This is a genomic window from Arthrobacter liuii, from assembly GCF_014639275.1.
In the GTDB taxonomy this organism is placed as follows: domain Bacteria; phylum Actinomycetota; class Actinomycetes; order Actinomycetales; family Micrococcaceae; genus Arthrobacter; species Arthrobacter liuii.
In genome coordinates this window covers 1-26,765 of the sequence record NZ_BMFW01000005.1, presented here as the reverse complement: position 1 = coordinate 26,765, position 26,765 = coordinate 1, and the positions used below count along the sequence as shown (strand labels likewise).

28 protein-coding genes and 1 other RNA gene are annotated in these 26,765 nt (G+C 62.9%); 12 read left to right on the top strand and 17 right to left on the bottom strand.

From position 1 onward, the window contains the following. Positions 1-14: 14 nt before the first annotated feature. A complete protein-coding gene (locus tag IEW19_RS07510; RefSeq protein WP_188571032.1) occupies positions 15-3,296 on the top strand; it encodes a phage tail tape measure protein in 3,282 nt (1,093 codons plus the stop codon). On the opposite strand, the gene IEW19_RS07505 is transcribed toward IEW19_RS07510, so the two are convergent. After that, positions 3,293-3,634, bottom strand: coding sequence for a hypothetical protein (locus IEW19_RS07505; RefSeq protein ID WP_188571031.1), 342 nt, complete (start codon positions 3,632-3,634; stop codon positions 3,293-3,295). The genes IEW19_RS07510 and IEW19_RS07505 overlap by 4 nt on opposite strands. Positions 3,635-3,702: 68 nt before the next feature. Here IEW19_RS07505 and IEW19_RS07500 point away from each other — a divergent pair, with 68 nt between their 5' ends. The 3 genes from IEW19_RS07500 to IEW19_RS07490 all read left to right on the top strand — a co-directional run bounded on the left by IEW19_RS07500 (position 3,703) and on the right by IEW19_RS07490 (position 6,119). Beyond that, the gene (locus IEW19_RS07500; RefSeq protein ID WP_188571030.1) at positions 3,703-4,074 is read left to right on the top strand and encodes a hypothetical protein; all 372 of its coding nucleotides are present in this window, start codon (positions 3,703-3,705) and stop codon (positions 4,072-4,074) included. Next, positions 4,075-5,076, top strand: coding sequence for a hypothetical protein (locus IEW19_RS07495; protein ID WP_188571029.1), 1,002 nt, complete (start codon positions 4,075-4,077; stop codon positions 5,074-5,076). A 203-nt stretch (positions 5,077-5,279) separates the two neighbouring features. Beyond that, positions 5,280-6,119, top strand: a complete 840-nt coding sequence (locus IEW19_RS07490; RefSeq protein ID WP_188571028.1) for a hypothetical protein — start codon at positions 5,280-5,282, stop codon at positions 6,117-6,119. A gap of 120 nt (positions 6,120-6,239) precedes the next feature. On the opposite strand, the gene IEW19_RS07485 is transcribed toward IEW19_RS07490, so the two are convergent. Further along, entirely contained in the window at positions 6,240-6,920 is a 681-nt protein-coding gene (locus IEW19_RS07485) for an SGNH/GDSL hydrolase family protein (RefSeq protein ID WP_188571027.1), read from the bottom strand. A gap of 241 nt (positions 6,921-7,161) precedes the next feature. Here IEW19_RS07485 and IEW19_RS07480 point away from each other — a divergent pair, with 241 nt between their 5' ends. Genes IEW19_RS07480 through IEW19_RS07470 form a run of 3 tightly spaced genes read left to right on the top strand, consistent with a single transcriptional unit; the run spans position 7,162 to position 9,938 of the window. Continuing rightward, the gene (locus tag IEW19_RS07480) at positions 7,162-8,112 is read left to right on the top strand and encodes a phage distal tail protein (protein ID WP_188571026.1); all 951 of its coding nucleotides are present in this window, start codon (positions 7,162-7,164) and stop codon (positions 8,110-8,112) included. A gap of 12 nt (positions 8,113-8,124) precedes the next feature. Beyond that, positions 8,125-9,234: a hypothetical protein gene (locus IEW19_RS07475; protein WP_188571025.1), complete on the top strand. Its 1,110-nt coding sequence runs from the start codon at positions 8,125-8,127 to the stop codon at positions 9,232-9,234. Between the two features lie 8 nt (positions 9,235-9,242). Then, the gene (locus IEW19_RS07470; protein WP_188571024.1) at positions 9,243-9,938 is read left to right on the top strand and encodes a hypothetical protein; all 696 of its coding nucleotides are present in this window, start codon (positions 9,243-9,245) and stop codon (positions 9,936-9,938) included. Here the strand turns inward: IEW19_RS07470 and IEW19_RS07465 are convergent. Next, positions 9,935-10,441 (bottom strand): hypothetical protein, encoded by a 507-nt coding sequence (locus tag IEW19_RS07465; protein WP_188571023.1) that lies wholly within the window; start codon positions 10,439-10,441, stop codon positions 9,935-9,937. The genes IEW19_RS07470 and IEW19_RS07465 overlap by 4 nt on opposite strands. Before the next feature lie 105 nt (positions 10,442-10,546). Here IEW19_RS07465 and IEW19_RS07460 point away from each other — a divergent pair, with 105 nt between their 5' ends. Genes IEW19_RS07460 through IEW19_RS07445 form a run of 4 tightly spaced genes read left to right on the top strand, consistent with a single transcriptional unit; the run spans position 10,547 to position 13,396 of the window. Then, positions 10,547-11,488 carry a hypothetical protein gene (locus IEW19_RS07460; protein ID WP_188571022.1) on the top strand — a complete coding sequence of 314 codons (942 nt, stop codon included), beginning with the start codon at positions 10,547-10,549 and terminating at the stop codon, positions 11,486-11,488. Between the two features lie 4 nt (positions 11,489-11,492). Next, positions 11,493-11,981: a hypothetical protein gene (locus tag IEW19_RS07455; RefSeq protein ID WP_188571021.1), complete on the top strand. Its 489-nt coding sequence runs from the start codon at positions 11,493-11,495 to the stop codon at positions 11,979-11,981. Next, the gene (locus IEW19_RS07450; protein ID WP_188571020.1) at positions 11,965-13,011 is read left to right on the top strand and encodes a M23 family metallopeptidase; all 1,047 of its coding nucleotides are present in this window, start codon (positions 11,965-11,967) and stop codon (positions 13,009-13,011) included. Before IEW19_RS07455 ends, IEW19_RS07450 begins: the two co-directional genes overlap by 17 nt. A 10-nt stretch (positions 13,012-13,021) precedes the next feature. Continuing rightward, positions 13,022-13,396: a hypothetical protein gene (locus IEW19_RS07445; protein WP_188571019.1), complete on the top strand. Its 375-nt coding sequence runs from the start codon at positions 13,022-13,024 to the stop codon at positions 13,394-13,396. 68 nt (positions 13,397-13,464) lie between these two features. Here IEW19_RS07445 and IEW19_RS07440 read toward each other — a convergent pair whose 3' ends face one another. From IEW19_RS07440 to IEW19_RS07375, 14 genes are all read right to left on the bottom strand, one after another. Next, positions 13,465-14,640, bottom strand: a complete 1,176-nt coding sequence (locus tag IEW19_RS07440) for a tyrosine-type recombinase/integrase (RefSeq protein WP_188571018.1) — start codon at positions 14,638-14,640, stop codon at positions 13,465-13,467. 118 nt (positions 14,641-14,758) lie between these two features. Continuing rightward, positions 14,759-15,127: a transfer-messenger RNA gene (gene ssrA / locus IEW19_RS07435) on the bottom strand. A gap of 73 nt (positions 15,128-15,200) precedes the next feature. Next, entirely contained in the window at positions 15,201-15,674 is a 474-nt protein-coding gene (gene smpB / locus IEW19_RS07430; protein ID WP_188571017.1) for an SsrA-binding protein SmpB, read from the bottom strand. An 82-nt stretch (positions 15,675-15,756) separates the two neighbouring features. Beyond that, entirely contained in the window at positions 15,757-17,187 is a 1,431-nt protein-coding gene (locus IEW19_RS07425) for a M23 family metallopeptidase (protein ID WP_188571016.1), read from the bottom strand. A gap of 27 nt (positions 17,188-17,214) precedes the next feature. After that, positions 17,215-18,129, bottom strand: coding sequence for a permease-like cell division protein FtsX (ftsX, locus tag IEW19_RS07420; protein ID WP_188571015.1), 915 nt, complete (start codon positions 18,127-18,129; stop codon positions 17,215-17,217). After that, positions 18,126-18,914 (bottom strand): cell division ATP-binding protein FtsE, encoded by a 789-nt coding sequence (gene ftsE, locus IEW19_RS07415; protein WP_188571014.1) that lies wholly within the window; start codon positions 18,912-18,914, stop codon positions 18,126-18,128. Before ftsE ends, ftsX begins: the two co-directional genes overlap by 4 nt. A gap of 204 nt (positions 18,915-19,118) precedes the next feature. Further along, complete coding sequence (gene prfB / locus IEW19_RS07410) at positions 19,119-20,234, bottom strand: peptide chain release factor 2 (protein WP_188571013.1); 1,116 nt, start codon at positions 20,232-20,234, stop codon at positions 19,119-19,121. A gap of 48 nt (positions 20,235-20,282) precedes the next feature. Beyond that, positions 20,283-20,729 (bottom strand): pilus assembly protein TadG-related protein, encoded by a 447-nt coding sequence (locus IEW19_RS07405; protein ID WP_229748377.1) that lies wholly within the window; start codon positions 20,727-20,729, stop codon positions 20,283-20,285. Next, the gene (locus IEW19_RS07400) at positions 20,726-21,112 is read right to left on the bottom strand and encodes a hypothetical protein (RefSeq protein ID WP_188571012.1); all 387 of its coding nucleotides are present in this window, start codon (positions 21,110-21,112) and stop codon (positions 20,726-20,728) included. Before IEW19_RS07400 ends, IEW19_RS07405 begins: the two co-directional genes overlap by 4 nt. Positions 21,113-21,257: 145 nt before the next feature. Then, entirely contained in the window at positions 21,258-21,674 is a 417-nt protein-coding gene (locus tag IEW19_RS07395) for a TadE/TadG family type IV pilus assembly protein (protein WP_188571011.1), read from the bottom strand. Positions 21,675-21,677: 3 nt separating this feature from the next. Next, a complete protein-coding gene (locus IEW19_RS07390; protein ID WP_188571010.1) occupies positions 21,678-21,977 on the bottom strand; it encodes a hypothetical protein in 300 nt (99 codons plus the stop codon). A gap of 76 nt (positions 21,978-22,053) precedes the next feature. Continuing rightward, complete coding sequence (locus IEW19_RS07385; protein WP_188571009.1) at positions 22,054-22,995, bottom strand: type II secretion system F family protein; 942 nt, start codon at positions 22,993-22,995, stop codon at positions 22,054-22,056. Continuing rightward, entirely contained in the window at positions 22,992-23,849 is an 858-nt protein-coding gene (locus IEW19_RS07380) for a type II secretion system F family protein (RefSeq protein ID WP_188571008.1), read from the bottom strand. The genes IEW19_RS07385 and IEW19_RS07380 overlap by 4 nt, the downstream gene beginning before the upstream one ends. Beyond that, entirely contained in the window at positions 23,846-25,069 is a 1,224-nt protein-coding gene (locus tag IEW19_RS07375) for a TadA family conjugal transfer-associated ATPase (RefSeq protein ID WP_188571007.1), read from the bottom strand. Before IEW19_RS07375 ends, IEW19_RS07380 begins: the two co-directional genes overlap by 4 nt. Positions 25,070-25,399: 330 nt before the next feature. Between IEW19_RS07375 and IEW19_RS07370 the strand changes: the two genes are divergently transcribed. Next, a partial coding sequence (locus tag IEW19_RS07370) for a GH25 family lysozyme (RefSeq protein WP_373283573.1) occupies positions 25,400-26,765 on the top strand: 1,366 nt, incomplete at its 3' end.

Genomic DNA, 26,765 nt, shown 5'->3' with positions numbered 1-26,765 from the left:
ACAGGAGTATCCACATGTCCGGTTTCCTTCCCCCGGTAGTAATGAAGGTCATAGCGGACGGAAGCCAGTTCATTACCGAGCAAGGCAAAATCAGCGCCGCCATGGATGCTGCCGCCGCCAACGCCGTGCTAACGGCCGAGAAGGAAGCTCAGTCCGCGAGGGCAGCAGCTTCCGCTGCGAAGATAGCAGCGGACCAGCAGGTCCTCGCCGCCGAAACCGCAGCGAAGGCGGTTGAGGTTGCCGCGGCCCGCACCGCAGCGGCGCAAGCGAAAGCAGCAACCGCGACAGGTGACGCGCAAATCCGCGCCACGGCAGCCGCTGAACTCGCTGCGGCCAAAGAGTCTGAAGCCGCTAACAAAGCTGCCGTAGCGGTGCAGCTCGCCGCCGACAAGCAGGTCGCAGCGCAGGAAGCTATCCGGATAGCGGACGAGAAAACCGCAGCCGCCTCAGAGGCCACAGCAGCCCGAGGCGCCGGTAAGGGCGGAAAGGTCGGCGCCGGTGCAGCACTCGCCGGAGGCATCCTCGCCGCAGGACTGGGGGCAGCAGCAACCTACGCCGTGGACCAGGCGGCCAAATACGAGAAGGCCACCACCCTCCTGCAGACCGCGGGCGGAGAACTCGCATCCAATATGGGAACGGTACGTGACGGCATACTCGCCGTCGCTAAAGCCACAGGCACCTCCACTGAGCAGCTCTCCGAGGGCATGTACCTTGTGGAAAAGGCTGGGTATCGCGGAGCCGACGGTTTGAACGTCCTCAAAATGGCCGCCGAAGGCGCCAAGGCCGAAAATGTGGATATGGGCACCATGACGCAGGCGCTGACCTCGATCATGACCTCCTACAACCTCAAATCCGAGGACGCAACCCGCACCACAAACATGCTGGTCGCAGGCGCCGGCGCGGCCAAAGAAACCATGCAGAACTACGCCTCCGCGCTTTCCACGGTCCTGCCCGTCGCATCCGCTGCTGGTATCCAGTTCGATCAGGTCGGCGGCGCCATCGCCACACTCACCCAGCACGGCACATCCGCGGCGGAATCAACGCAGGAACTCTCCAACACGATCCGCAACCTGCAAGCCCCCAATAACGTCGCCGTGAACGCCATGCAGCAACTCGGCATCAACGTCCAAGATGTCACCACGCACCTTGGGCAGCGCGGCCTGACCGGCACCATAGAACTAATCACCAATGCCATCCAATCCAAGCTCGGCCCCGCCGGGACTGTCGTGGTTGACGCCATGAAGAAGTCCGCCACGGGAACCGCCGACCTTCAGGCGATGCTCGGCAAAATGCCGGAATCACTGCAGGGCGCAGCCAAGGGATTCCTTGATGGGAGCGTATCCCAAAAAGAACTGCAAAAGACCTTCAAGGACTCCGGCGCAGAAGGCTCGGCCATGGGCAAGCAGTTCATGACACTCGCCCAGCAGGTGTCCGGGTTCAACGACAAGATCAAAGCAGGGGGTCCAGCAGCCGAAACCGCCACCGCAGCCCTGAAGGCAATCATGGGTGGAGCGACTGGCATGAACACGGCGCTCATGCTTGGGGATGCGAACATGGCCGGGTTCAAGTCCCGCGTCGAAGAGATCGGCGCGGCCGGGAATCAGAGCGGCAGCGACCTGACCACATGGGCGCAAACCCAGGCGACACTCTCAGTGCAGATCGATAAAACCAAGCAAGCGTTCGAGAACATGGCAATCACCATCGGCACCACGTTGGCGCCGGCAGCGAAGGTTGTCATGGATGTCATGCAGAACGTGTTCCAGTTCTTCGCTGAAAACCAGGCCGCGGTAGTCGCCCTGTCCATCGCGCTGGGCGTACTCACGGTCGGCTTGCTTGGCGCCGCAGCCGCTGCATGGATCTTATCCCTCACCCCGGTCGCAATCACCATCGGATTGGTTGTCGCCGCCGTCGCGCTGCTTATCTCCGGGATTGTCTTACTCGTGGCGAACTGGGATCAGGTAGTGAAGTGGCTCACCGAAATATGGGGCGGCTTCATCAACTGGTGCACCGAAATTACCGGCGGGTTCATGAACTGGTGGAACCAGGTCTGGGGCGGATTCGGGAACTGGATCAAAGAAGTCTGGGACGGGTTCATCAACTGGATCATGGACGTATGGACCGGCTTCACGGGCTGGCTCAAAGGCATGGTGACCGGCATTGTCGGCTGGTGGAATAGCATATGGTCCACCATCGGCGCCGCCGTCGCAGCGGGCTTCAACGCAGTCATGTCCGTCATATCCGCCGCGCTCGGGTTCATCCGCACCATATGGGAAGGCTTCTGGAACGGGCCATTCGGGAAACTCATCCAAGCGGCATGGAAACTGGTCATCACTGCCACAGAATTTGCGCTGGCATGGATCGCCAAGGGCATCGAAGTTGGAGTCAACTTCATCCGCGACGTGTGGACTGCGGGCTGGAATGCAGTCTCATCATTCTTCGCCGAAGTGTGGAGCGGGATCGTTGGCTTCCTCAGCCCTATCATCCAGTCTTTGCGGGACATTATCAGCTCAACCGTTGACGGAATATCCTCAACGTGGAATGCGGCATGGTCCGCTATCAGCGGATTCTTCACCGACGTGTGGAATGGGATCGTCGCGTTCGTAACCGGAGCGGTGAGTAACGTGTCCGATTCAATATCCGGGCCCCTCGAATCAACCAGTGGCACCGTGGGGGACATTCTCGGCACCATTGGCGGGCTCTTCCGCGACACATGGAACAACGTCGTCAACGGCGTCACGGAAGCATTCGACACTGTCGTGAACACTGTCAGCAGCAAGGTTGGCGAGGTAGTCGGGTTCGTCGGCGGGATCAGGGACCAAGTAGTCGGCGCTCTTGGGGACGCTGGCAGTTGGCTTGTTTCTGCCGGCCGGAATGTCATCGACGGGTTCGTCAATGGCATCAACGGCGCCATCGGTGCCGTGACCGACGCTATTGGCAATGTAACCCAGGTCATAGCGGATCACATGCCTCACTCGCCCGCAAAGCGCGGCGCCCTCTCAGGCAAGGGTTACACGCTCTATTCGGGTGAGGCGCTCACCCGAGACTTCGCCAAGGGCATCACCAACAATGCTCACCTCGTAGAGTTCGCCTCCGCTCAGTTGAGCAGCACCGTGAAGCTGCGCGGGGCCAGTGATTATGGATTGGGGCCGTCCGCTTCATCCGTAAGTCCAGTGTCGCAGTCCCGAGCCGCGGATACCCCGCAGATCGCCGCGCCGCAAATCACGGTGAATGCACAAACCAGCGCGTCGGCCCAGCATATTGCAAACGAAATCGGATGGGCACTCCGCACCGCCTAAGCGGTCCGGATCTGATCTTCCTGCACCAATTCGGTCACCCGCTCCATAATTCCGGCAATGAGCCTATGCGAGCGGGTGCCGTGCTGGTAGTTACCGCCATTGCGGCCGACTGCTGACACGCTAATCTTCGAACCGCCTTCCGCGGGTGTCACTTGGGCATGGAAGTCCTGCCCCCAAGTGAGCATGCTCGCGCCACTGCGGAATGTCACTGCCCGAGTGAAGTCCGAACCTTTGGCGCGCTTGAAATCCTCCGTCGCTACGCGCATCAGCGCGGCATAGACGGCCTCCGGGTGAGCGGGGACGAATAGTTCGACCTTGGTCTGCGGATTCATTTGCATGTGCAAATCCTAAGCCACCCCCATTATTTACGCCATCGTTTTGGCAATCTAACCGAAAGGGGTCCTACGTGACCTTCACATTCGCCGCGGCCGTCGCGTGGGACCCCCAAGGGAACAAGCCGGTCAAGAACGTCAGCTTCCAGGCCTACGCGACCTCCGACACCGGCTTCACGACCCCGCTGGCCATCACCGACACGTTCGGCAACCCCATTGTGGGCAACATCCTCAACAGTGGTTCGCAGGGCGTCTTCCCCCAGTTCAACCAAGCAACCAACGCGTCCGTCGTGGTGACGGACCCGACGCACACCTACGCATGGACGTGGAACTGCGTGCCAACAGACGCCGCGACCGCGAACTTTATCAACACCCCCACCACCGCAACCTCCGCCGCCGTGTACGCGCACGCGGCAGCCATCACCCTTGCCCTAGGAGCCAACTAAATGACCGGCACGAACGTTATCACCGCATCCTCGATCAGCCCGCAGGTCCTCGTCTCCCAGCAGCTCGGCACCACGGAAGCGGCGCTGTACACGGTCCCCGCCGGGTCCTCCGCGAAGATCAGCCATGGCGTGCTGTGCAACGTCACCGGCACCATGCCCGCACCCGCCCTGACGCTTGGGGCGCTCGCCACGCAGTCCAACATCGTCGCCCCCACCCTCGCCGCCCCGACCACGTCCACCACGGGCGGTACGCTCGCCGCAGCAACCTACTACTACGTCGCCACCACCACGACCGCGTTCGGCGAGACGGCAAAGTCCGCCGAAGTCTCCCAGGTAACGACCGGCACGACCTCCACCGTCACCCTGTCATGGGCTGCGATCACCGGCTCCACTGGCACGAAGATCTACCGCGGCACCGCAGCAGGCGCCGAGAACGTATTGGTTGCCACAGTGACCGGCACGTCATGGACGGACACCGGCGCCGCAGGCACCACGGCAACGCCCCCAACCGCGGCAACATCCTCGGCGGTCTTCTGGAAAGTCTCCGCGAAGAACACTGCCGGGGAAACCCTGCCATCATCTGAGGTCACGGCCACCGTAGCGGGCAACCAGTCCGCCCCCCTGTCATGGGGAGCAGTTACCGGCGCAGTGTCCTACAACGTGTTCCGCGGCACCAGCGCAGGCAATGAAAACATCCTCGTAGCTAACGTCACCGGCACCAGTTACAGCGACCTCGGGAACGTCGGCACGTCACAGTCCCCCGTCACCACCCAGACCACGGCAACTTCGGTCCTCGTGTACCTGTCAGTCCTCGCGTCCGGGCAGACCCTCGGCGGCAACACGCACCGCGTCATCAACGCCTACAACCTTGCCGCCAACGACACGCTCTCCCTGGCCAACTACATCGCCAACGCATCCCTCGGCCCCGGCGACCTCATCGCCGGATACGCCCAATACGGCGGCGCTGTCACCGCCATCATCACAGGGACGGTCCACGCATGAGCCTGAAAGACGAACCCACGCTCCAAGGTTCACTTTCTGCCACTTATGCCGCCCAGGCGGCAGGTATTCCCGCATGGGCTGCATCCACCGCCTACACGGTTGGGCAGGTTATCCGTAACCCGTCCGGGCAGCCCGTCACTGTAACCACCGCGCACACATCCACCACCTACGACTCAACCAAGTTCAGCACCCCACTCGGGTACATGCCCTACGCGGGCACGCAGACGATAACGACGATCAAGCCGACCGGAGACGGCCGCCCCGGCGTGTGGGAACTGATCCACAACGACACCGCCGGGTACATCTTCCACCTGATGTGCGGCTCCGGAATGGGCTCCGGCCAGGCCCTGATCGGTATGGGTATTGATAACGGCGGCGTCGGTTTGTTCGTGAACAACAAGCAAACCGGGCTCGGCATCAAGATCGATCAGAACAACACCATCACGTCCTCAACGGCGTTCGGGTTGCAGATCAACCAGATGTCATCCGTCGCCCCGGCCATGCAGGTCCAAACGGTGTCCGGAGCCACGACAGCTATTCAGTTGTTCGCCTCTTCGGCTTCGGCGGGGCAGAGTTTCCTGTCCTTCGTCGCCGCAGGTGAAGAGAAGGGCGCATTCAAAGCCGACACGGGCGTTATTTCATGGAAAGCGCCTATCGAAATCCACGACGGCGGCATGTTCCGCGCCCGCGGCCTGAACACTGAAACCAATAGCAACCAGGTCAAGGTCAAAAACACTGAGGTGCAGCTCTCCAGCTACGCCGGCTCAACGGACCAGTATTGGCACAAGCGGATCAGTCACGGCGGGCAGTCGATCAAAATCGAAACCGCCGACACCCTCGCGGGAGGCGTTGACGCGGCACCAACATACACAACCGGCGTCGAAGTCAAAAACGTCTCCGGAGCGACACAGATCGGTCTCTACGGGGCCGCGCCCGTGCCGCGTGCCGCCGCCATCGCAACCCCCACGTCAGACACGGTTGGCACCAAAGCAGCGATTGACGCGATCCGCGCCGCCCTCACCGGGATAGGAATCACACTCTAATGGGAATCGACCCCGCAGCAGTCCTCGCAGTCATCAGCGAACAAGCATCCCGCATAGCCGCCCTCGAAGCCGAAAACACCCAGCTACGGGCACTCGTAGACCAAACGCAGAAGGCGGGACCTAGCCAACCTTGATCTGAGCGAGCAGGGCGTCAGCGATAGCCCGGTGGCCAGTGTCGTTCGGGTGGAAGTTGTCACTAACCCCACCAAATGACGGCACGCCCACCGGGCCAATCGTGGCCGGGTTCTTGTAGATGGGCGTGAGGTTCACGAACCGCCCACCACGCGCAGTGCATTCGCTGCTGATGACGTTGTTGTATGGGAGGGCGTCCGGGCCGCCGTTCACGTCCTCCCATACCCCGGCGCAGACCAGCGCAACCCCCGGCGAGCCTGCGGTGATTTTGTTCAGTAGGTCCACGTAGGCCGCCCGGAAATCGGATATCGGGGTTGCCTTTGCTTTATCGTTTGTTCCCAACTCGACCACAGCAAGATCAAGGCCGCCCGGGACCGTATATTTCTGGGAAACCTCGACTGTCGTCCCGCCAGAAAGCGCGCTGCTCATTTGCTCAATAGGGCCGCTCTTTTTGAGCGCATCCACCATCAGCCACTGAAATGCCGTGGCCTGGCTGGACGCATAAAGGCCGCCCGTGAGTGAGTCGCCCGAGAACAGTACCCGCAGCGACTTGCCCGGAATCCGCTGCACCGCCAAGGGCTTATCGACTGGTGGCGTGCTCGCGGCCGTGTCATCCACCTTGACATTCTTCACATGCTCGTCATAGTACTTCTGCACCTTCTCTGACACAGGCGGCGGTGCCTGCAGAGCGCAACCAGCAACAAAAACCAGAGATCCAGCCAGAGCAGCGGCGGCAAAAATACGACGCAAGAGGTCCCCCCAAAGAGCAGATACGGAATGGCACCATTCTACGGCCCGCATTGGGGTCAATAAGACCGGAATTGGTCACCAACTGAATTAGCACCACCAGCAAGGCCCTCGCCACACGGCGGGGGCCTTTGTCATACCCACAACACCATAGGAGGCTGCATTGCCCGCCGTCGTATTCGCAGCCGCCACACTCACCCAGTTCCAAGTGTTCGTCTCGTCCACGTCCAGCACGTTCGGCGCCGGAACCGACATTGGACTGATCGGCATCACGGGGTTGCGTGACCTGCCCGGCATCCGCCAAGGCAACGTCAACCGCGGCCAAAAAGACGGGGCCCTTCCCGGGCTCAACTTCGTCGGCGAACGCACCGTCGGGATCAACTACCAGATCACCCGCGCATCCACCAGCACAGAGGCCGCCCTCGCGTCCGTCACGGCCGCGCACCAAAACGTCACCGACCCCGCCACCATCTGCATGACCGCAGGCGACTACCTCCGCCAAAAGGCCGGGATCGGCACCGCCAAGCCCGTCTACGGCGCCATGGTCCAACTCCCCACCCGGGCGAACCCGCTCATCTTCTTCGGCCGCCCCGTCCGCTTCAACGCACCCATCACCCCCGACTACCAGTACGGGCGCGTCGACATCGCCACCGAATGGAACTGCCCCGACGGGCTCCTCTACGACAACACCGTCATCAGCGCCTCCTGCGGGCTCCCCAACCCCACCAGTGGCATGACGTTCCCCGCCACATTCGACCTCAAATTCGGCGCATCAGCGGGCGGAAATATCCAGCTCAACAACACCGGCTCCTACCAGACCGCCCCCTACTTCACCATCACCGGGCCCGTCTCCTACCCGATCATCACCAACCAGACCACCGGGCAGCAGATCAAACTCAACATCGTCATCGGGCAAGGCGACACCCTCACCGTCGACTGCCAATCAGGGACCGTCACCCTCAACGGCGCCAACCGCAACAACACCGTCGACATCACCACCAGCTTCTTCCAACTCGCGCCCGGGAACAACAGCATCGGCTACGGCTCCGCGGACTCCACCGCCGTCGCCTCCCAACTCACCGGGTACGCGCTGCCCGCCTACTCCGTCGCCTAGAAAGGCCCCAGCATGGCACCGCCCACCATCACCGCCTGGGACCTGAACACCAACACCCTCATCACGCACCTGCAAGCCATGGCACCCTCCTACTCGGTGCGCTTGAACGACGCGGGCGAGTTCACCCTCAAAATCGACCTCACCGACGCCCTCGCCGCGCAACAGGCAGCCGTCATCCTCGCCCTCGACGGCATCCCCTTCAAAGTCGTGTTCTCCAACAAAGCCGAATCCATCCAATACTCCGGCATCGCATGGAACACCACCATGAACTCCAACGAGCCCGTCCTCACCATCGCAGGCAAGGGCCTCACCAGCTACTTCACGCAGGTAACAGCGACCAAGTCCTACAACGCCTCCATCAGCCCCGCGCAACTGCTCTCCAACGTCGTCACCGACACGCAGAACCAGCCCGGCGCCAACATCCGACTCACCCCACGGCTCGCGCTCAACTCACCCCCACCCAACATCACGCCGTCCTACACGGCCAACCAGTACGTCACCGCCGCGCAAATCATCGCCGACTGCACCGCCGCGATCACCCCCGGCTCCGGCGGCGTCGACTACTACGTCACCGACGCGTTCATTAACGGCGCACCAGCGCACACTTTCAACATCGCCGCCCCCCGTTGCGGACGCGACTCCACCAGTTCCGGGGCGACCGTCAACCTCACCCAAGCCATCCGCTGGGACTGGCCGAAAAACGCCGCAGCATCAGGGAACCAAGCCATCGTCGTCGGCGCAGGGTCCGGTGGCGTCCAGCCCAAATCCATCAAAGACTCACCACTGCCCCGCGGCGGCCTCGGGCAACCCCCGCTCCTGCAAATGGTCTACCAGTACAACCAGGTCAGTTCACAGACCCAACTCGACGCCATCGCCAACGGCAACATCCAAATGTTCGGCCGGCCAGTGTCCGTGCCCGTCATCACGCTGCCCGTCGACTACGCGCCCCTACCCCTCGGGTCCTTCCAGATCGGTGACGACGTCCGCGTCTACTCGCCCACCTCCCCATGGTTCCCCCGCGGCCTCTCCGAATGGTGGCGGATCGCCGCCTACACCGTCACCTACCCGGACGAAGGCGTAGCCACCTACCAGCTCACCCTCAACCGCCCGCCAGTGTTCTAGGAGCCCGCATGGTCAACGCACAACTCGGGATGAACTACGAGCTCTCCCAGACCCTCCAGCGCATCCAGAACCAACTCGCGGCCATGTCCACCCAACCCGTCCTCCTGCACGCCTCAACAGGGCAGGACGGCGGGCAGGGGCTCTCCACGGACAAGGCCGGGCTGCACCTGTTCAACCCCTCCGGCGCCGAAGTCGTCACCCTCTCCACCCTCGACGGGTCCGCGACACTCGGCAACACCACCATCACCGGGAACCTGTCCGTGCCCAACGGGTCCATCAGCAACTCAGCACTCAGCGCCCCCGTCGTCCCGGCCGCCTACCACGCCGACATTCAGAACATCTCCATCACATCCGGTTCGAACGTCGAAAAACTCCACTACGACGTCCCCGTACCCGCGGGCTACACGCAGGCGCTCGTCAACCTCACCGTGACCATGAACATGCTCAACAACTCCGGGGCCGCCGACAGCGCCTTCCTGGGCGCCAACATCAACGGCACATCCCCCGGCTGGTCATCAAACGCAACAGCCGCAGCAGGCGCAGAAGTGTCGCTCAACAACACGGTGGTAGCGCAAATAACCGGGCTCACCGGCGGCAGCACCTTCCCACTCTCCGGGAAGGCGTCAAGCAACACCGGCACATGGGCGGCGGCAGGGACCTCGTCAGTGATGAACCTGAACGCTACGGTCCTATTCCTCCGCTAACCGCGCTTGCCGTTACCGGTTGACATGGCGGGCGCGTTGACGGGCGCATTCGGGTCCGTGGAATACGCCGTACCACCCGGCATGCCGTTCACCGGCGGAAGCTGAACCATGTTGTACTCACCCGGAGCCGGCGCGGGGGCAACTGCCGGAGCCGGGGCTACAGCGGGTGCAGGTGCAGGCGCCGGCGCAACATACACCGGCGCGGGAGCTGGATCGGCAACCACGGGAGCAGGCGCAGGCGCCACGGGAGCGGGCGCCGCCACGACAGGCGCGGGGGCAGGCGCAGGCGCTACGGGCGCGGGGGCTACAGGTTCAGGCGTTGCGGTGGTCACGACAGGCTCCGGGGTAGGCGAAGGCGCCGCCGTAACAGCAGGCGCCGAAGTGGTCACGGACACTGCCGGGGCGGGCGCTATATCCGCGTTCGCCGTAGCAACCAAGCCGCCGAACGCCGCGAGTGCCAGAAGTACCGCGGCGCCGCCGCCAATAGCTGATTTCGTGTCCATGCCCCCACCCTAACCGACCTGTCCACAAATTAAAAGCCTTTCGTCCAACGAATTTACGAAGCCCTGCCACGGTGGGGCTTTTTCCATGCCCACCAAGGAGCCCCCGTGTTCTCAGCGACACCCTTTGCGCTGCAAAATTCCGCCCACTCCGCGGCCCTGTTCCGGCAGGCCGTCTCATCCCTCGTGCCCCCCGGCGGCGGACTCGTCAACGCCGGCGACCTCACCGTCAGCGCAACCGGCACCCCCTCCATGAACGTCAGCGTCGGCGTCGGCCGCTGCTGGATACCCGGCACCAACGTCGGCAACGTCACCGGCGGCAACTTCAGCAGCCAGGCCATGTACTACGGCCAGAACGAATCCGCCTACACCGCCTCCGTCGCAACCGCCGACTCCATCAACCCCCGCATCGACGTCGTCTACGCCGCCGTCCAGGACTCCCAATACGCGGGCACCACCAACGCGGGCGTCCTCGCCGTCGTCGCAGGCGTCCCCACCTCCGGTGCCTCCTACCCCGCGAACGCGCCAACCATCCCCGCCAACGCCATCCCGCTCGCATGGATCAACGTCGCCGCGAACGCCTCATCGATCACCAGCGCCAACATCACCCAACTCGGAACCATGGCCCCATGGCGCGGCGCAACACCGCACGAGGAATGGACGTACTCCAACCCCGCCAACACCGTCCCCAACGCCACCGGATGGGGACCCGGCCTCGGCACCCTCGACGCCGCCAACTCCATCTACCCCGGCTTCGGCTCCACCCCCGCGAACGACATCTTCCAGGTCAGCACGGCCGGACGGTACACCTTCCACTGGTACGCGGTCCTCGGCGGCAGCGCCGGCGCACCCGTCTACATGTCAATCCGCAACAACAACTCCGGGTCCACCTACACCTCACACCAGTGGCCGTCCGCATTCGAGCACGACATCTCAGTCACCCTCAGCCTCCCCGCCAACGCGCAGATCAAGCTCGTCTACGTGCAAACCTCCGGGGCCACCTACAACGCCGCGATCAACCACCGGCTCCGCGTCACAAAGGTCGGGTAACGCCATGGACTGGCAAATCATCGGGATCGTCAGCGGCGCCGTCGCAGCCACGGTCGCCCTCGCCACGTTCGTCACCAGCCAACTGAAGCCAAAAGTCAGGGCCGCCGCCCAATTCTGGGCGCACCTCGTCGGCGTCGAAGCGAACGTCATCACTGGGCAGGAACGCATCCCCGGCCTGTTCGAAGTCATCCGCGACCTCAAAGCCCTCGCCGGCCGACTCGAAGACCGGCTCGAAGAACGCCTCGACCAGCAGGACGAAGTCCTCGCCAACCAGGACGGCGTCCTCGAAACCATCCGCCATGAGGTCGAGTTCAACAACGGCTCATCCGTGAAAGACGCCACCCTCCGCCTCGAAAAAGGCCAAACCGAGCACGTCGCCAAACTGGTCGAACTCGCCGCCAAGCTCGAAGAACACCTCAAGCCCGTCCCTGCAGCGCCCGTCACGAACGTGACCATTCACACCCAGGAGGCGCCCCATGAGGCCAGTCAGTAACGAGTTCCCCGTCTCCCAGGAGTTCGGCTCCGACGCCACAGCAGGCGTCACGGGCGATCCGAACGGCAGCGAAGTGCAGCAGCTCGTCGCCGCCTACGGGAACTACCAGCCCTACGGGCACGCCGGGCAAGACATCGCCTGCCCCATCGGCACCCCTGTCCACGCCATCGCCGACGGCACCGTCATCTGGGCGGACTGGGGCACCAACCTACCCGGCGACGCCACCGACGCGGGCTACCGGCAACGCTGGTACCTGTACAAGAACTTCCCCGGCATCGTCACCCTCATCCAGCACGACGGCTGGATCTCCATGTACGGACACCTCTCCAGCAACGACGCCGCACCAGTGGGGACCGTCGTCACCGAAGGCCAACTCATCGGCCTCTCCGGGAACACCAAAGCCCCCGGCGTCACCCTCGGCGCGCACCTCCACGTCGGCGCCCTCGTAGATCTCACCTACTCGTGCGCCAACGGCTACATCTACGGCTGCGTGGACCCCAGCCCCTACTACGGCACCATCAGCCCGCAATCAGCGACCGTCACACCCATTCAGGAGGATGACTTGACCCCCGAACAAGCAGCCCAGCTCGCCTACATCGCAGGCCCCCAGTTCAAGGCCGACATCTTCGCCGGCGCCTCCGACATCGAACGCGGCGCCCGCGCCTCATTCCACACCGAAGCGCTCAACACCGAAGTCGAATGGTACGGCTTCGACGGACAGACCCAACCCGCAGGGCAGCGGCACACCACCAGCCAGGCCCTCGCGCTCGGCTGGGCAGACGCCACCAGCACGTCCCTCGCCCGACTCCTCAACAGCGTCCCCGCGAACGTCCTGAACCAGCAGTTCACCCTGCCCGACGGGACCACCACCAACCTTGCCGGGCTCCTCGCCCAGATCAACGCGAAACCCGCAGCGGTCACCAACGTCACCAACGCGCCCGCCGTGGATGTTGACGCTCTCGTCGCCCGGCTCAAGGCCGAACTGCCCGCCGCCCAGTTCGAATACTTCAAGACTCAGATCACCAAGTAAGGAACCCGCCATGTCAAGCAAGCTTGCACCCACCCCAAAAGTCGCAGCGGCAGCCATCGGCGGCATTATCGCCTCCGCCCTGCTCGCCAACATCACCCTCATCACCCCGGACCTGTTCGACGGGCTCGGTAAGTTCTCCAGCCTCGTCTACGGCCTCACCATCACCCTCGTGATGTTCGCTGCCGGCTGGCTGAAGTCCGAAGGCAGCACCGCCGCGCAGGACGAGACGGCAACGGCCGCAGAAGCCCCCGTGACGGCCCCCGCAGCACCGGTTGAGGTACACGCCCCCGCCACGGTGTTCCCCGCCGCCAAAGTCGAAGCCGCAGCCGTGGAACCCGTCGCCGTGACGCCCGTATTCGAGGCACCCGCAGCACCTGTGGCGTAGTCGCACAAAACGAAAGCCCCGTCATCCCTTTCCCGGGATGGCGGGGCTATTTGTCGTTTCCGGGGCTCCTAGCTCGCCAACTCCCCTGCCGCATCCATGGCATCAAGGGACTCCAGCGCCCGCTCGGCCACCGCCGCGCCGGTGAAGTGGGCTTGCGGCATGAGGTGGCTGTACCTATCGGAGGTTGTCGTGATCGACTCATGCCCGAGCCGCCGGGAGAGGGCAAAAATCTCCATCCCCGCCTGGAGCATCCAACTGGCATGGCTGTGTCTAGTGTCGTGTATGCGGGGCATATTGCCGGGGTCCTTCACGGACATCCACGGCTTGTACCCGGCAGCGAGCAGCGCAGGCCGCCATGCCCGGTTGAATGTCGAGTTGGATCTCATCACGCCGCCGCGCTTGAGCGTGAAGACGTACCCCTTGCCAGCGCCCTCCACCTTCTCACGGATCGCGGCCACCGTGGACGGGGCGAGGGATACCGTCCGCTTGCTCTTCTTGGTCTTCGGGGGGCCGATATAGTAGCCGCCCTTCTTGTCATACTTCCACGCCCTGATGACGCGCACAGTGGGAGTGGCGGCATCCAGGTCAAAGTCAGACGCCTTGAGCGCCGTCGCCTCACCGAACCGCAACCCGGTCCCGATGAGCAGTTGGAAGAATGGGACGAAATGCGGGTCCATGTTGCCGATGATGCGCCGCCACTCGTCCTGCGTGATGAACCGCATGACCTCTTCGGTAGCGGTCGACTTCGGAAGCTTCACGCCCTTGCAGGGATTGTCCGGGCGCAGCCGCTTCCGCACCGCCGTCGTCATCGTGGCCGACAGCAGCCCATGCTGGTTGGCAATGGACTTCGCAGACAGGCCCTTACCCTGCATGTACTTGATCCACGTCACGATGTCCTCGTACTCGACGGCGACAACCTTGCGGGACCCCAACTGCTCACTGAAGTGGTTCCGGATGTCAGCCTCGTAGCGCCCCGACTGGTACGGGCCTACGTCCGTGAGCTCTGAGATATGGATGGCCATAAGCTCGGCGACGGTGGGGCCTGTTCTCTTGCCATCGTCAGCGACCTTCTCGGCCTGCCGCAACGACTGGCCATTGGCATTCAGTAGCCGTTTCCAGGACTCGGCCTCCGACTCGTCATCAAAGGTCCAGCGCTCGGGCTGTTTTGTGTCCCGGTCACGCCACTGCACCTGATAGCTGTAGGTGCCGTCTTTGCGTGGACCGCGCTTCTGGATGGATGCCATGGACTAATTCTAGCGGAATCAGGCCGATTCTCTGATGACACTTCCGGCTTCCCTGATGACAACACCGATGTAACCCAAAAGAAAACCCCTAGATCACGCGGATCTAGGGGCCTCCTTTTTGTGGAGATGGGGGGAATTGAACCCCCGTCCGATGTCGTGTTGTCAGGGCTTCTCCGGGCGCAGTTTGCGTCGGATTTTCTCGGCCCCAGCCATGCTGCAAACAGCTGGCTGATCCGGGCCCAGTCACCTAAAAGTCCCGCTCACCCCGGTGACGGAGGTAAGCAGCAGTGGCTATCTAAATGACGCCAGGTTCCGGGGCAATAGCAACCTCGGGCTGACGGACTGTCTTACTGCTTAGGCAGCAAGAGCGAAGTCAGTGCGCTTAGAATTGGCACTTATTGGTTTGCAGACAGCGTTTACGAGATAATTCTGCATCCTCGGCCCGCTTCACCTGTCGCGACTAACATCGTCGAAACCGATCATCCCCGTATTTTGTTATCAAACCGGCAGGCTAACCCACCGGACTATCTATGCTAACGCATGCCTCGCCGAAATAATTCCTATCGGCGCCGGTTCCGTTCACGCATCTCCCGCTGGGCTTCCCGGGTGTCCTGCTGCTCGCGGAGGGTCTGGCGCTTGTCGTACTCGCGCTTGCCGCGGGCGACGGCAATCTCCACCTTGGCACGCCCATCCACGAAGTACAGCTGGAGCGGAACGATGGTGTAGCCGGATTCCCGCACCTTGTGGGAGATTTTGATGAGTTCTTCGCGGTGGAGCAGCAGTTTGCGGCGCCGGCGTGCTGCGTGGTTGGTCCAGCTGCCCTGGTTGTACTCGGGAATGTGGATGGCTTCCATCCACAACTCGTCGTTATAGAACGTGCAGAATCCATCCACCATGGAGGCATGGCCCTCGCGCAGGGACTTCACTTCGGTGCCCATCAGCGCGATGCCGGCCTCGTAAGTGTCCAGCACGTGATAGTCGTGCCGGGCCTTGCGGTTGGTGGCCACCACCTTACGGCCACTTTCTTTAGGCACGCGGAAACTCCTCGGTTCAGGTTGGGTGCATCCGGGCCAACGGCGCGGAGTCATACCATTCTACGGCAGCAGCGCTTCTCCCCTACAGCAGCCCCATGGGGTCCACGGCCGCGCCGTTCAGCCAGGTTTCGAAGTGGGCGTGGCAGCCCGTGGAGTTGCCGGTGCTGCCTGAGTAGGCGATCAGCTGGCCCTGCGAAACCCTCTGCCCGTTCGAGACCACGATGCTGGAGTTGTGGTAATAGATCGTGGTCAGGGTGTTGCCCTGCACCACCCCATGGTCAATCTTGACGCGCCAGCCGCCACCGTCGGCGGAGTTCCAGCCCGAGCTGAAGACCTCACCGGCAGCTGCCGCGTACACGGGCGTGCCGCAGGCGGCGCCGAAGTCGATTCCGGTGTGCATGTATCCGCCGGTGCCGTAGAAGTCGATAGTTCCCGGCGGAGTTGTGCGGTAGCCAAAGCCGGAGGTGATTGGGATGCTGCCGTCGAAGGGATGGCGGAGGCCAAAGGCCGACGGCGATCCTGCGGCGGGCGGCACGTACGGCTGGGCGGGCGGGGCCGGGCGGTTTGCGGCTGCTGCCGCCGCTGCAGCTGCGGCAGCAGCGGCTTCGGCCTGCCTGCGCTGCTCGGCTTCCCACGCCTCGCGGGCCTTGCGGTCGCGTTCGGCGATTTCGTTGGCCACCTGGTTCTGGTTGGCCTGGACGCCGGCGAGCTGGGCCTGGATGCCTGGTTTGGCCGCCTGCAGCTCCGCATCAAGGCGGGTAGTGTCGGCGATCAGCTGGTCAACCTGGGCTTTCTTGGTGGCGGCCTCGTCGCGGGCGGCCTTCTCCCGTTCAAGGGCGGCGTCAGCCTTGGCCTTGAGATCCTTGATCTCCCCCTCCACGGCCTGCAGCCGTGCTTCGGAGTTGACGTTGGTGGCGTTCTGCTGGTTGAGCTTGTCCATGGCGGCGTTCTGGCTGCGCATGGCCTGGTCAGCGAGGTCCATGGTGTCGGTCAGGCTCCCGCCGCCGTTGGACCCGAAGAAGAGCGAAAGGTTGGACGGAACGCCGCCGGACTTGTAGGCCTGGGTTGCGATCTGGCCGATCAGCTTCTTGGTGTCGGCGATCTTCTGCTTGTCCGTTTCCAGCTGCTGGGTGATCTTGGCTTTGTTTTGCTGCGCCATGTCCACGCGCGCGGCCAGCGCCTCCGACTCCTTCACCGCACTCGCCACCCGGCCTTGGGCGTCAAGCAGGGCCTGCTGCGCACCCGGCAGCTGCCCCTGGTAGATCACCAGGTCACCGGCAGCCTTCGCGATCCGGGAATCAACAAATTCCAGGGACGCCTGGACCCTGGCGGCTTCGGCCTCAAGGGCTGCTTTTCGGTCCTCGAGGTCGTCCGCGAAGGCGATGGGCGTGGCGACGGCCATGCCCGCGGAAAGGATGAGGGTGAGCAAGCCGCTGACGATCCCCAGACGACGGGCAGCGGACCGCCCTCGGCTGCGCCGGGGGCGGGGCAAGGTTTGATCAGTTACGTTCATGGGCATTCCTTGGTCGGTGTGCACAGCCTAAACGCGCAAATATCTACGTAAGGTCAAGAGAGACGAAATTCCGGCCAAGGATCCGCCAAGGATTAGCAGCGCCGGAGCGAGGATCAGGGTCTGGCCGGACGAGATGAAGGCCGTATCCGGGTACTGGCGGGACATGTAGTCGCCCAGGAAGAACTGCGCTACCGCCCACAGGGTGCCTGAGGCCAGAGCGGCTCCGATGACTGCCGCTATGACGCCTTCCAGGATGAAGGGCAGCTGGATGACGGTTTTCGACGCGCCGACAAGCCGCATGATTCCGGTTTCCCGGCGCCTGCTGAACGCGGAGAGCCTGATGGTAGTTGCGATCAGCAGGATCGCGCAGACGATCATGACACCTGCGATGCCCACCGCCACCAAAGAGGCGCCGTTCATTACGGAGAAGAGGCGTTCCAGCAGCTGGCGCTGGTCGATCACGGTTTCCACACCGGGTTGGGACGAGAACGTCTCGCTGATGATCTGGTACTTTTCCGGGTCCTTCATGTTGATCCGGAACGATGCCGGCAGCTGGTCCGGCGTCACGGAATCGACGATGGGCGAGTTGGAGAACTGGTCCTTGAAGTGCTTGTAGGCCTCATCTTTGGACTCGAACTGGAAGTCGTTGATGTACTGCGACACGGCCGGGGACTCCAGGAGGGCATTCAGGCCCTGCTGCTGCTCAGGGGTGACCGGCCCGGATGCGCAACCAGGCGCCGTCGAACCTTCACTGCACAGGAAGATCGCCACCTGGACCTTGTCGTACCAGTACCCCTTCATTTGGTTGATCTGCATCTGCAGCATGCCGGCCGCCCCCACAAAGGTGAGCGACACGAACGTCACCAGGATGACCGAGACCACCATGGAAAGGTTGCGGCGCAGGCCGCTGCCGATTTCAGAGAGGATGAACGCCAGTCTCACCGCTGGGCCTCCCCTTCCGCACCTTTGCCCGGCAGGCCGCCGTCGGGCGATTCCCTGCCGCTGGCGTCCTTCAAGCGCCTGGACTGGCCGACGACGGGAATCATCGAGGTGTACAGCGCCCTGGCTTCGTCGCGGATCACCACGCCGTTTTTGAGCTCCACCACCCGCTTGCGCATCTCGTTGACGATGTCGTCGTCGTGAGTGGCCATCACCACGGTGGTTCCGTTCTGGTTGATCTTGTCCAGTACGCCCATGATTCCCATGGAGGTGGTGGGGTCCAGATTTCCGGTGGGTTCGTCCGCGAGGAGGATCCCGGGGCGGTTGACCACGGCGCGTGCGATGGCGACGCGCTGCTGCTCGCCGCCGGACAGCTCGTGCGGCATGCGGTGTTCCTTCCCCTCTAGTCCTACAGTTTTGAGGACCTCGGGAACGGTGTCGCGGATCACGCTGCGGCTCTTGCCAATGACCTGCATGGCGAACGCCACGTTGGCGAAGACATTCTTTTGGGGCAGGAGGCGGAAGTCTTGAAAGACGACGCCGATGCCGCGGCGAAGGCGCGGAACGCGCCAGCTGGAGATCTTGGCGACATTCTGGCCGGCGACGTAAACAGCGCCGGAGGTTGCACGGTCTTCCTTCAGCACCAGCCGGAGGAAGGTGGACTTTCCGGAGCCGGAGGCGCCAACGAGGAAGGCGAATTCGCCGCGGTCGATCTCAAGGTTGACCGAGTCCAGCGCCGGACGGGCCTTCTGGTCGTAGACCTTGGTGACATTTTCGAATCGGATCATGGCCCTAAGTACCCTGCAGGGCATGGCTGATCCGTGTGATGCAGCCCAGTTCTGCAGCCGGCGCACGGGTTTTCGTTTGGGGAAAGTAGGGCCCCGGCCCCTCGACTATACGCAGGATGCCTGATGGTTGGGCGGGCTTTCCGGGGCGTGTCGCCGGATCAGCCGCTTATTGGCTGGCTGCTGGCGGCGCGCCGGGTGGACCGCCTACTTTTCGGCGTTGCGGTTGTCAGTGCGCCAGCGGATGCCCGCGTCGATGAAGTCGTCGATCTCGCCGTCGAACACTGCGGAGGTGTTGCCCACTTCGTGTTCGGTGCGCAGGTCCTTCACCATTTGGTACGGGTTCAGGACATACGAGCGCATCTGGTCGCCCCAGGAGGCTTTGACGTCGCCGGCCAGTGCCTTCTTCTCCGCATCTTCCTGTTCCTTTTTGAGGAGGAGGAGCCGGGACTGCAGCACGCGCATGGCTGCCGCCCGGTTTTGGAGCTGTGACTTCTCGTTTTGCATGGAGACCACGGTGCCGGTGGGAATGTGGGTGAGGCGCACCGCGGAGTCGGTCGTGTTGACCGACTGGCCGCCGGGGCCGGAGGAACGGAAGACGTCCACCCGGATTTCGTTGTCCGGGATCTCGATGGAGTCTGTCTGCTCGATGAGCGGGATGACTTCAACGGCAGCGAACGACGTCTGGCGGCGGCCCTGGTTGTCGAACGGGCTGATCCTGACAAGGCGGTGCGTTCCGGCTTCCACGCTCAGGGTGCCGAAGGCGTAGGGAGCCTTCACCTCGAAAGTTGCCGACTTGAGTCCGGCCTCTTCCGCGTAGGAGGTGTCCATGACGGTTGTGGGGTAGCCGTGCCGTTCAGCCCAGCGCAGGTACATGCGCAGCAGCATTTCGGCGAAGTCCGCCGCGTCGACGCCGCCCGCGCCGGCCCGGATGGAGACCACGGCTTCGCGTTCGTCGTACTCGCCGGACAGGAGCGTGACGACTTCGAGGTCCTTAAGAGCTTTCTTGATGGATTCGAGTTCGGCGGCGGCCTCCCCCATCGAGGCGGCATCATCCTCGTCCTGGCCGAGTTCCACCAAGACCTCGAGGTCATCGATCCGGGCGACCAGGTTAGTGAGGCGTTCCAGTTCGGACTGGCGGTGGGAGAGCCTGGAGGTGATTTTCTGCGCGGCCGCGGGGTCGTCCCAAAGGTCCGGTTCCCCTGCCCGCTCGCTGAGTTCGGCGATGTCTTCCTTGAGTGCCTCAACGTCGGTGACGCGTTCGATGGACTCGTAGGTGGCGCGGAGCGCGCGGATTTCAGCGGAAAAATCAATATTGGCCATGGTGGTTTAAGCCTACGCTATCTGGGCATACGGCCCGGGAGCGGCCGGTCAGCGGGTGAGACGCGACCGCGCGGTGGACGTCGCCTCGATGCGGATCCCATCGGGAATAAGGAAGTTCACCACAGGGGGGTGCACGGCGGCCGTGAGGACCACGACCGCGGTGGAGCCGTCCGGCGTTCCCGTTGCCCCCGCGACCGCAAGGCCGGAGAAACGTTGCGACGCGGGGCTCCTGGCGACGAAGTCCGCAGCCACGTTTCGGACACGGGCAGGGTTGAGGACCGCCGAGGGGCTTCCGCCTTGGGATGCGACTTCGCCCAGCGTGTAACTGTCGGCGGCAGCGAGCGATGCCCCGTCCGCCAGGGACAGCAGGCGTTTGTGTTCCAAATAAACAGCGGATATCCCGATGACGACCGTCGCGACCAGAAGCGCCAGGACTACGTAGCCGAGGATGAATACCATGAGCTGGCCGCTCTCGTCCGACTCCCTGCGCTTCACCGGTACCGCCCCACCAGCTGGGTCGAGGACGCTTCAACTTCTGTTGCGGACAACCCCTCAGCAAACGGTATGAAAGGCAGCGGCACGTTCAGGCTAACGGTCACCGTTACCGTGCTGCCGGCGGCCTGGCAGTCAGCGGGGTTACAGATAGTGGACATTCTGGCCCGGTCTGCCTGGAGTCCAAAATCGGAGAGGCCGAGGGCAACCGCCTGCTCGGCAGCTGCCTCTGCGGTAGAGGCATCCGCCTGGGCCACATAGACCTTCGCTGCCTGGTCCGCAGCGCCCACCACGGCGAAGGAGCCGCCTTGGATCTGTCCGACGGTGATAACGAAGTAGACCAGTGGGACCATCAGCAGGAGTGCAAGGAACGTAAACTCGACCACCGCACTTCCCTGCTCATGTCCGAGGCACGGCTGCATCTTCCGAGGCTCCCGGCAGAGCGCTTCTGCCAGACGCGTCCGGAAGGGGGGCAGCGCGTTGTAGCGGGACGGTGATTTAAAGCAAGGTAAAGGATTGGAGCCGAGCGGATTAGGGCTGAACAGCAGCATGCCCTTTCACCTCCAGCATGTCCCGCGGCCCAATAAGACCGATAACGGGCATTGGGGACCGGACCGTCACTTCCAGGGTGCGCGCCCCCTGGACATTGACTTCCTGGGCACTGACCTGGCCAGCGAAGCCTTCATTCAGGGCCATACCGATGAGGCTGCGGGTTCGCGCTTCGGCGTCCGAGGCGTTGCGGTCGGCGAGTGTTCCGTACCTGGCGCCGGATGCGGCAGCATCGATGAGCGTATTCCGAACGTGCAGAACCAGGGTCAGCTGGATGATCGCCAGGAAGAACATCGTTAGCAAGCCGCCAACCAAGACGAAGTCCACGACGGCTGAGCCCCGCTCACCCGGCCGGGACAGCCCCGGCTCTGTTACGGGCCCGGGAACGGACCTCTTCATCCTTCAATTCCCCACCTTGTCCATTGCCTGGTTGAACATGGTCTCCAGGGCGGGGCCTGCAAGCGCCAGCAGGGCTGCCACCAGAACTGCAGACATCAGGGTTATCATCACCCAGCCAGGAACATCCCCGCGCTCAGGGTTATCGCCTACGCTTGCCGTCGCGGGCGCCTGGCTGTTCTCCCGTCCATCGGCCCGCTGCCCGCCGTCAAGCTGGCGGGGTGCGGCCACCCGGGGCATCGTTAGCTGCAGCAAAGTGGCAAAGCCAAGAAGCAGCATCGTGCAGCGGGTTCCCATTGTTTTCATCTTGCGTCCTATTCCTGGTTCCTTGAGGGGACTTTTCAGTAATTGCTGAAGGTTCGGCTTCGGGTTGGGCCCCACATTAGAAGCCCAAGTTGATTGCGGCGAGGCCTGGGAAAACTGCAAACACGACGGTCAGGGGAAGCACCCCGAAAACCAGCGGCACCATCATCGCGATTTCCTTCTTTCCCGCAGCTTCCATGAGGTCTCGCTTGGCTGAGTCGCGCACGTCTTGCGCCTGCGCGCGGAGCACGTCTGCAAGGGGTGTCCCTCTTTCCACCGCAACGATGATGCCGTCAACGAACCTGACCAGAGGCGCAAGATCGGTGCGCGCAGAGAACTCCTCCAAGGCCACAACCAGGGGTTTGCCGGCCCTTGTCTCCGCCAGGATCGTCGAGAACTCCTTGGACAGCTCACCGTTTGCACTCCTGCAGACCCGGTCCAAAGCACCTGTTGCGCTCTCCCCTGCCCCGACTGCCAGAGCCATCAGTTCGGCAAGGCTGGGAAACTCTGCCATCATTTTTGTTTCCCGTCGGCGAACTTGGGCACCCAGCCAGTAGTCCCTCAACACAAAACCCACAGCAGCACTGCCGATGATCACCGCGGCCGCGAGGATAGGACTGAACCGGCCCGCTGCTGCTCCAATAAGGATGACGGTTAATGAGAGAACAAAACCGGCCGCCGCCCACAGCAGCTGTTCCGCGCGGAAGTCGATTGGCGATTTGTTGACCCCTGCCTGCTTCAACCGCCGCTCCGTGGCGCCGGGAGAGGGATTCAGCTTTCCCAGTGCGGACAGCCAGTCCCGGAAGACGGGACGGAGAATCCGTTCGAGGGGGCCGAACGGCGTCAGGTTCTGCTCCCCGGCGCGCAGGAGTCGGGACTCAAGATTCTGCGACTTCAGTTGGGGCTCAATCCGTTCAGAGAGCGTCATTGCGCGCATTGGAGGTGACCGGAAAATCACTAACCAGAGTCCGAAGCCGATGCCGATTCCGCAGATGGCTGCCGCGGGCGAGACGATGATCATCGGAGCACCCTTTCGTCCTGCGGCAGGGCCCCGATCTTCAACATGACCGTGTAGCAGACCAGCGAGACAATCAGGCCACCGAGCAGGACGGCTGCACCCAGGGGCGTGTTGTAGGCCTGGATTGCTTCAGGTCTGGTCGCAAGGAGGACCATAACGATCCAGGGTGCTGCGACGGCAAGCCGGGCGGCATTGATGGTCCAGGACTGGCGTGCCTCGAGCTCACTGCGGGTCCTGGCATTCTCCCGCAGAAATTCCGCCAACGTGCCTAGGAGCTTCCCAAGGTCTGATCCGCCCACTTCCCGGGTCAGCCGGAGTGCTTCAATGATGCGGTCGGCCACCGGGTCAGCCAGTCGCTGTTTCAGTTTGTTCAGAGAGCCATCAAATTGGCCTCCTGCGCGGTAGTCCGCGCCGAACTCGCGAAAAAGCGGCCGCAGTTCCTCGGGCCCCTTATCTCCGAGCTGAATGAGGGCCTCGGGGAGAGGCAAGCCTGCCCTGATCGCCGATCTGAGGTGATCGACGACGTCAGGCCAAAGTTGGCGAAGCATGGCCGTCCTCTTTTTGGCACGCCACCGCAGGATTGTGACGGGCAGCCACGCGCCGAAGAGCCCGAAGCAGGCGGCAATGGGCCATGAATGGCTCACGGCGTAGAAGACCAGTGCCACGAACACTCCGAGTCCCAGGCAGGTGCCCGCCAAGCCACGTCCCGTGACTTTGTCGACTCCAGCGGCCGCGAGCAGCTCAGCCAGGCGGCCGGGTTGGCGCTTTCGGTTTCCGCGGTCGGAGGTTTCCCAGCAGGACCACCAGATGAGGAAGAGTCCCACCCCTGCGGTTGCTCCTACCAGCGCGGAGATCATCGCGGATCCAGCAGCGCGGCGACGTCATATCCTGCCCGCGAAAACTTCTCCGCCGCCGGCATGGCGTTGGCCCGTGGTTGCAGCACTCCGTTATCCAAGGCAAAGACCAAGGACGACTCTATGATGCCGTTTTCCACGCGTCGGCCCAACGACAGGATTTGAGTCACCTGCCGCCGTCCATCGGTGTGCCTGCTGCAGTGGACGACGAGGTCTATGCAGGACGCCACAGTGGGGACCACGAAGGCGCTGGAAATATTTTCCCCCGCCAGCAGCGGGAGTGTGCAGATCTTGGTCACAGCGTCGTGGGCCGAATTTGCGTGGACCGTGCACATTCCAGGAAGCCCGCTATTAAGTGCGATCAGCATGTCCAGGCTTTCGGCTTCCCGCACCTCTCCCACCACCAGCCTGTCCGGACGCATTCGCAACGCCTCCTTCACCAGGCGTCGAAGCGGGATCTCGCCTTCGCCCTCCAGATTGGGTTGCCGGCACTGGAGGCCAACGACATCCCGCGGCGGAAATTGGAGTTCAAAAATTTCTTCAACCGTGATCACGCGCTCCCGGCTTCCGATGCTGGCCGCCAAGCAGTTCAGCATGGTGGTCTTGCCTGCCTGCGTTGCCCCGGACACGAGGATGTTAAGACCGCTGGACACTGCCGCGCCGAGAAACCGCGCAGATTGCGGTGTCAGTGTTCCCAGCTCCACCAGATGCTCCAGACGGCTGGCCTTCACCACGAACTTCCTGATGTTGACTGCCCAGTGCCGCCGCGTCACATCTGGAATGACCACGTGCAGTCGGGACCCGTCGGGCAAGGCTGCATCGACAAACGGTGAGGACATGTCCAGACGTCGGCCGGAGCTCTTGAGCATCCGCTCCACCAGGTCCCGCACCTGTTGTTCAGTCAGACTCAGCGAAGTCAGTTCCGACTCCCCGTTCCTGGCGACGTAAATTTCGCTGGGCGCGTTGATCCAGACCTCTTCGATAGTTGGATCGTCCAGAAGCGGCTGCAGCACTCCGAAACCTGCGACTGCGTCGAAAAGGAACCGGCGCGCTGCATCAAGAGGACCAAGGGGCGGAAGAGGCCCCATGAGAGCCCGCTCGTCGTAGTCCGTGACCGCTGCCTCCACCAGCCGCCGGACCTCGCCTGCCTGCCGGAGCGGATCCAGCCCGCGGCGACGGATGAGCTCGCGGACTTCGTCCTCGACAATTCCCAGCGCGTCCATATGTTCCCCCATACAACTGCCGCCCCCGGCGGAGGCAGTGCGACTGGGTTACAGCCTAGGGAGCGTACACTACGCTGCCAAGTCATACGGGCGCGCCTTGTGGATAACGGAGATCTCTCAAGAATCAGCGTGGGACACCTCAGGATTCGCCAAAGAAGACGACAGGATTCACATAAGCAACACTGGAATCACTGGTTGCGCCAGTAACAGCAGTGCTATGGTAGGCGCGTTATTTATCGAAATAGCACTATCAGGTGACTTCCTGGGGAAGCATCTGAGCAGTATCCAAAGGGGCGCTTGGGGAAGTGCCACATTGTCTCCGGAGCTAATATGAAGCGGAACCTGTCTCAGTCCCGTCGCCCAGTCCTGAAATCGTTCGGGCTGCTCGTCCTTACCTGCTCCATGTTGGCAGGGCCGGGCCTAAGTGGAGTCGCCTCTGCGGCGGACTCCAGCCCGGCGCCCTCACCTTCCGCGTCGACACAGTCGACGCAGACCGCGCCTTCGCCGTCACCGTCGGTCCCTGCTGCAACGGCTACAGCGACACCTTCACCGTCGGCTAGCGTGACCCCAACACCATCTCCCTCAGCTTCTCAAACAATGGCCGAAGCCGTCGGCCAGGGCGCTGAAATGGGCCAGCGTTCAGCCCGAGTAACAGCTTCCTCCAGCACATCTTCCGTCAAACGCCTAAGTGCGGAATCCCTCTCGACCCAGGGCACCTGGATGCCCACGTTCGGGGTCCAAGGACTCGACGTCAGTGGCTACCAGCCCAATGTCGACTGGCAGCAGCAGTGGAACATGGGCGCGAGATTTGCATATGTAAAGGCCAGCGAAGGCAATTACATGACAAATGACCAGTTCAGCGCCCAGTACCAGGGCTCCCGGAATGTCGGAATGATTCGCGGCGCCTACCACTTTGCGATCCCGAACTGGTCGTCAGGAGCCGACCAGGCCCGTTATTTCGTAGCGAATGGCGGCGGCTGGTCCGCTGACGGTTACACGATGCCACCAGTGCTTGACTTCGAATTCAATCCCTACGAAGGCAGGACCATCAACGGGTTCTACTTCGGCAACACCTGCTACAACATGTCCCCCACTCAGCTTTCCTCTTGGGTCCAGGACTTTGGAAACACCATGAGGTCGCTGACCGGCAGGTTGCCCATGATTTATACCAATACCAGCTGGTGGAATCAGTGCCTCGGAAACCCCGCCGGTTTTGGGGACTATCCACTGTGGGTTGCTGCTTACCCGTACTCGGCCACCAACGATGCCGGCGCGGTTCCCACGGGAAGTTGGGGCACCTACAGCGTTTGGCAGTACAGCAGCACAGGGCCGTTCGCCGGCGATTCGAACGTTTGGAACGGGGACTACGCGGGGCTTCAGGCTTTCGCTGGAAGCGCGGTTCCGCTCGATGCAAGCCAAGCCATTGGCAACGTACAAGGGCGCACCCCGGAACTCGGCGCGCAGACATCGCCGATAGTGTGCGGCCTCACCGACGGCGGCTGCTACCAGAACTTCCAAAACGGGGCCATCATCTGGTCCCCCACCACCGGCGCCTACGCCTCACCAGCTGGCCCCATCCGCTCCGTTTGGGCCAACACCGGCTTCGAACAAGGAACCCTGGGCTACCCCACCTCAGCACAAACCTGCGGCCTCACCAACGGCGGCTGCTACCAGAACTTCCAAAACGGGGCCATCA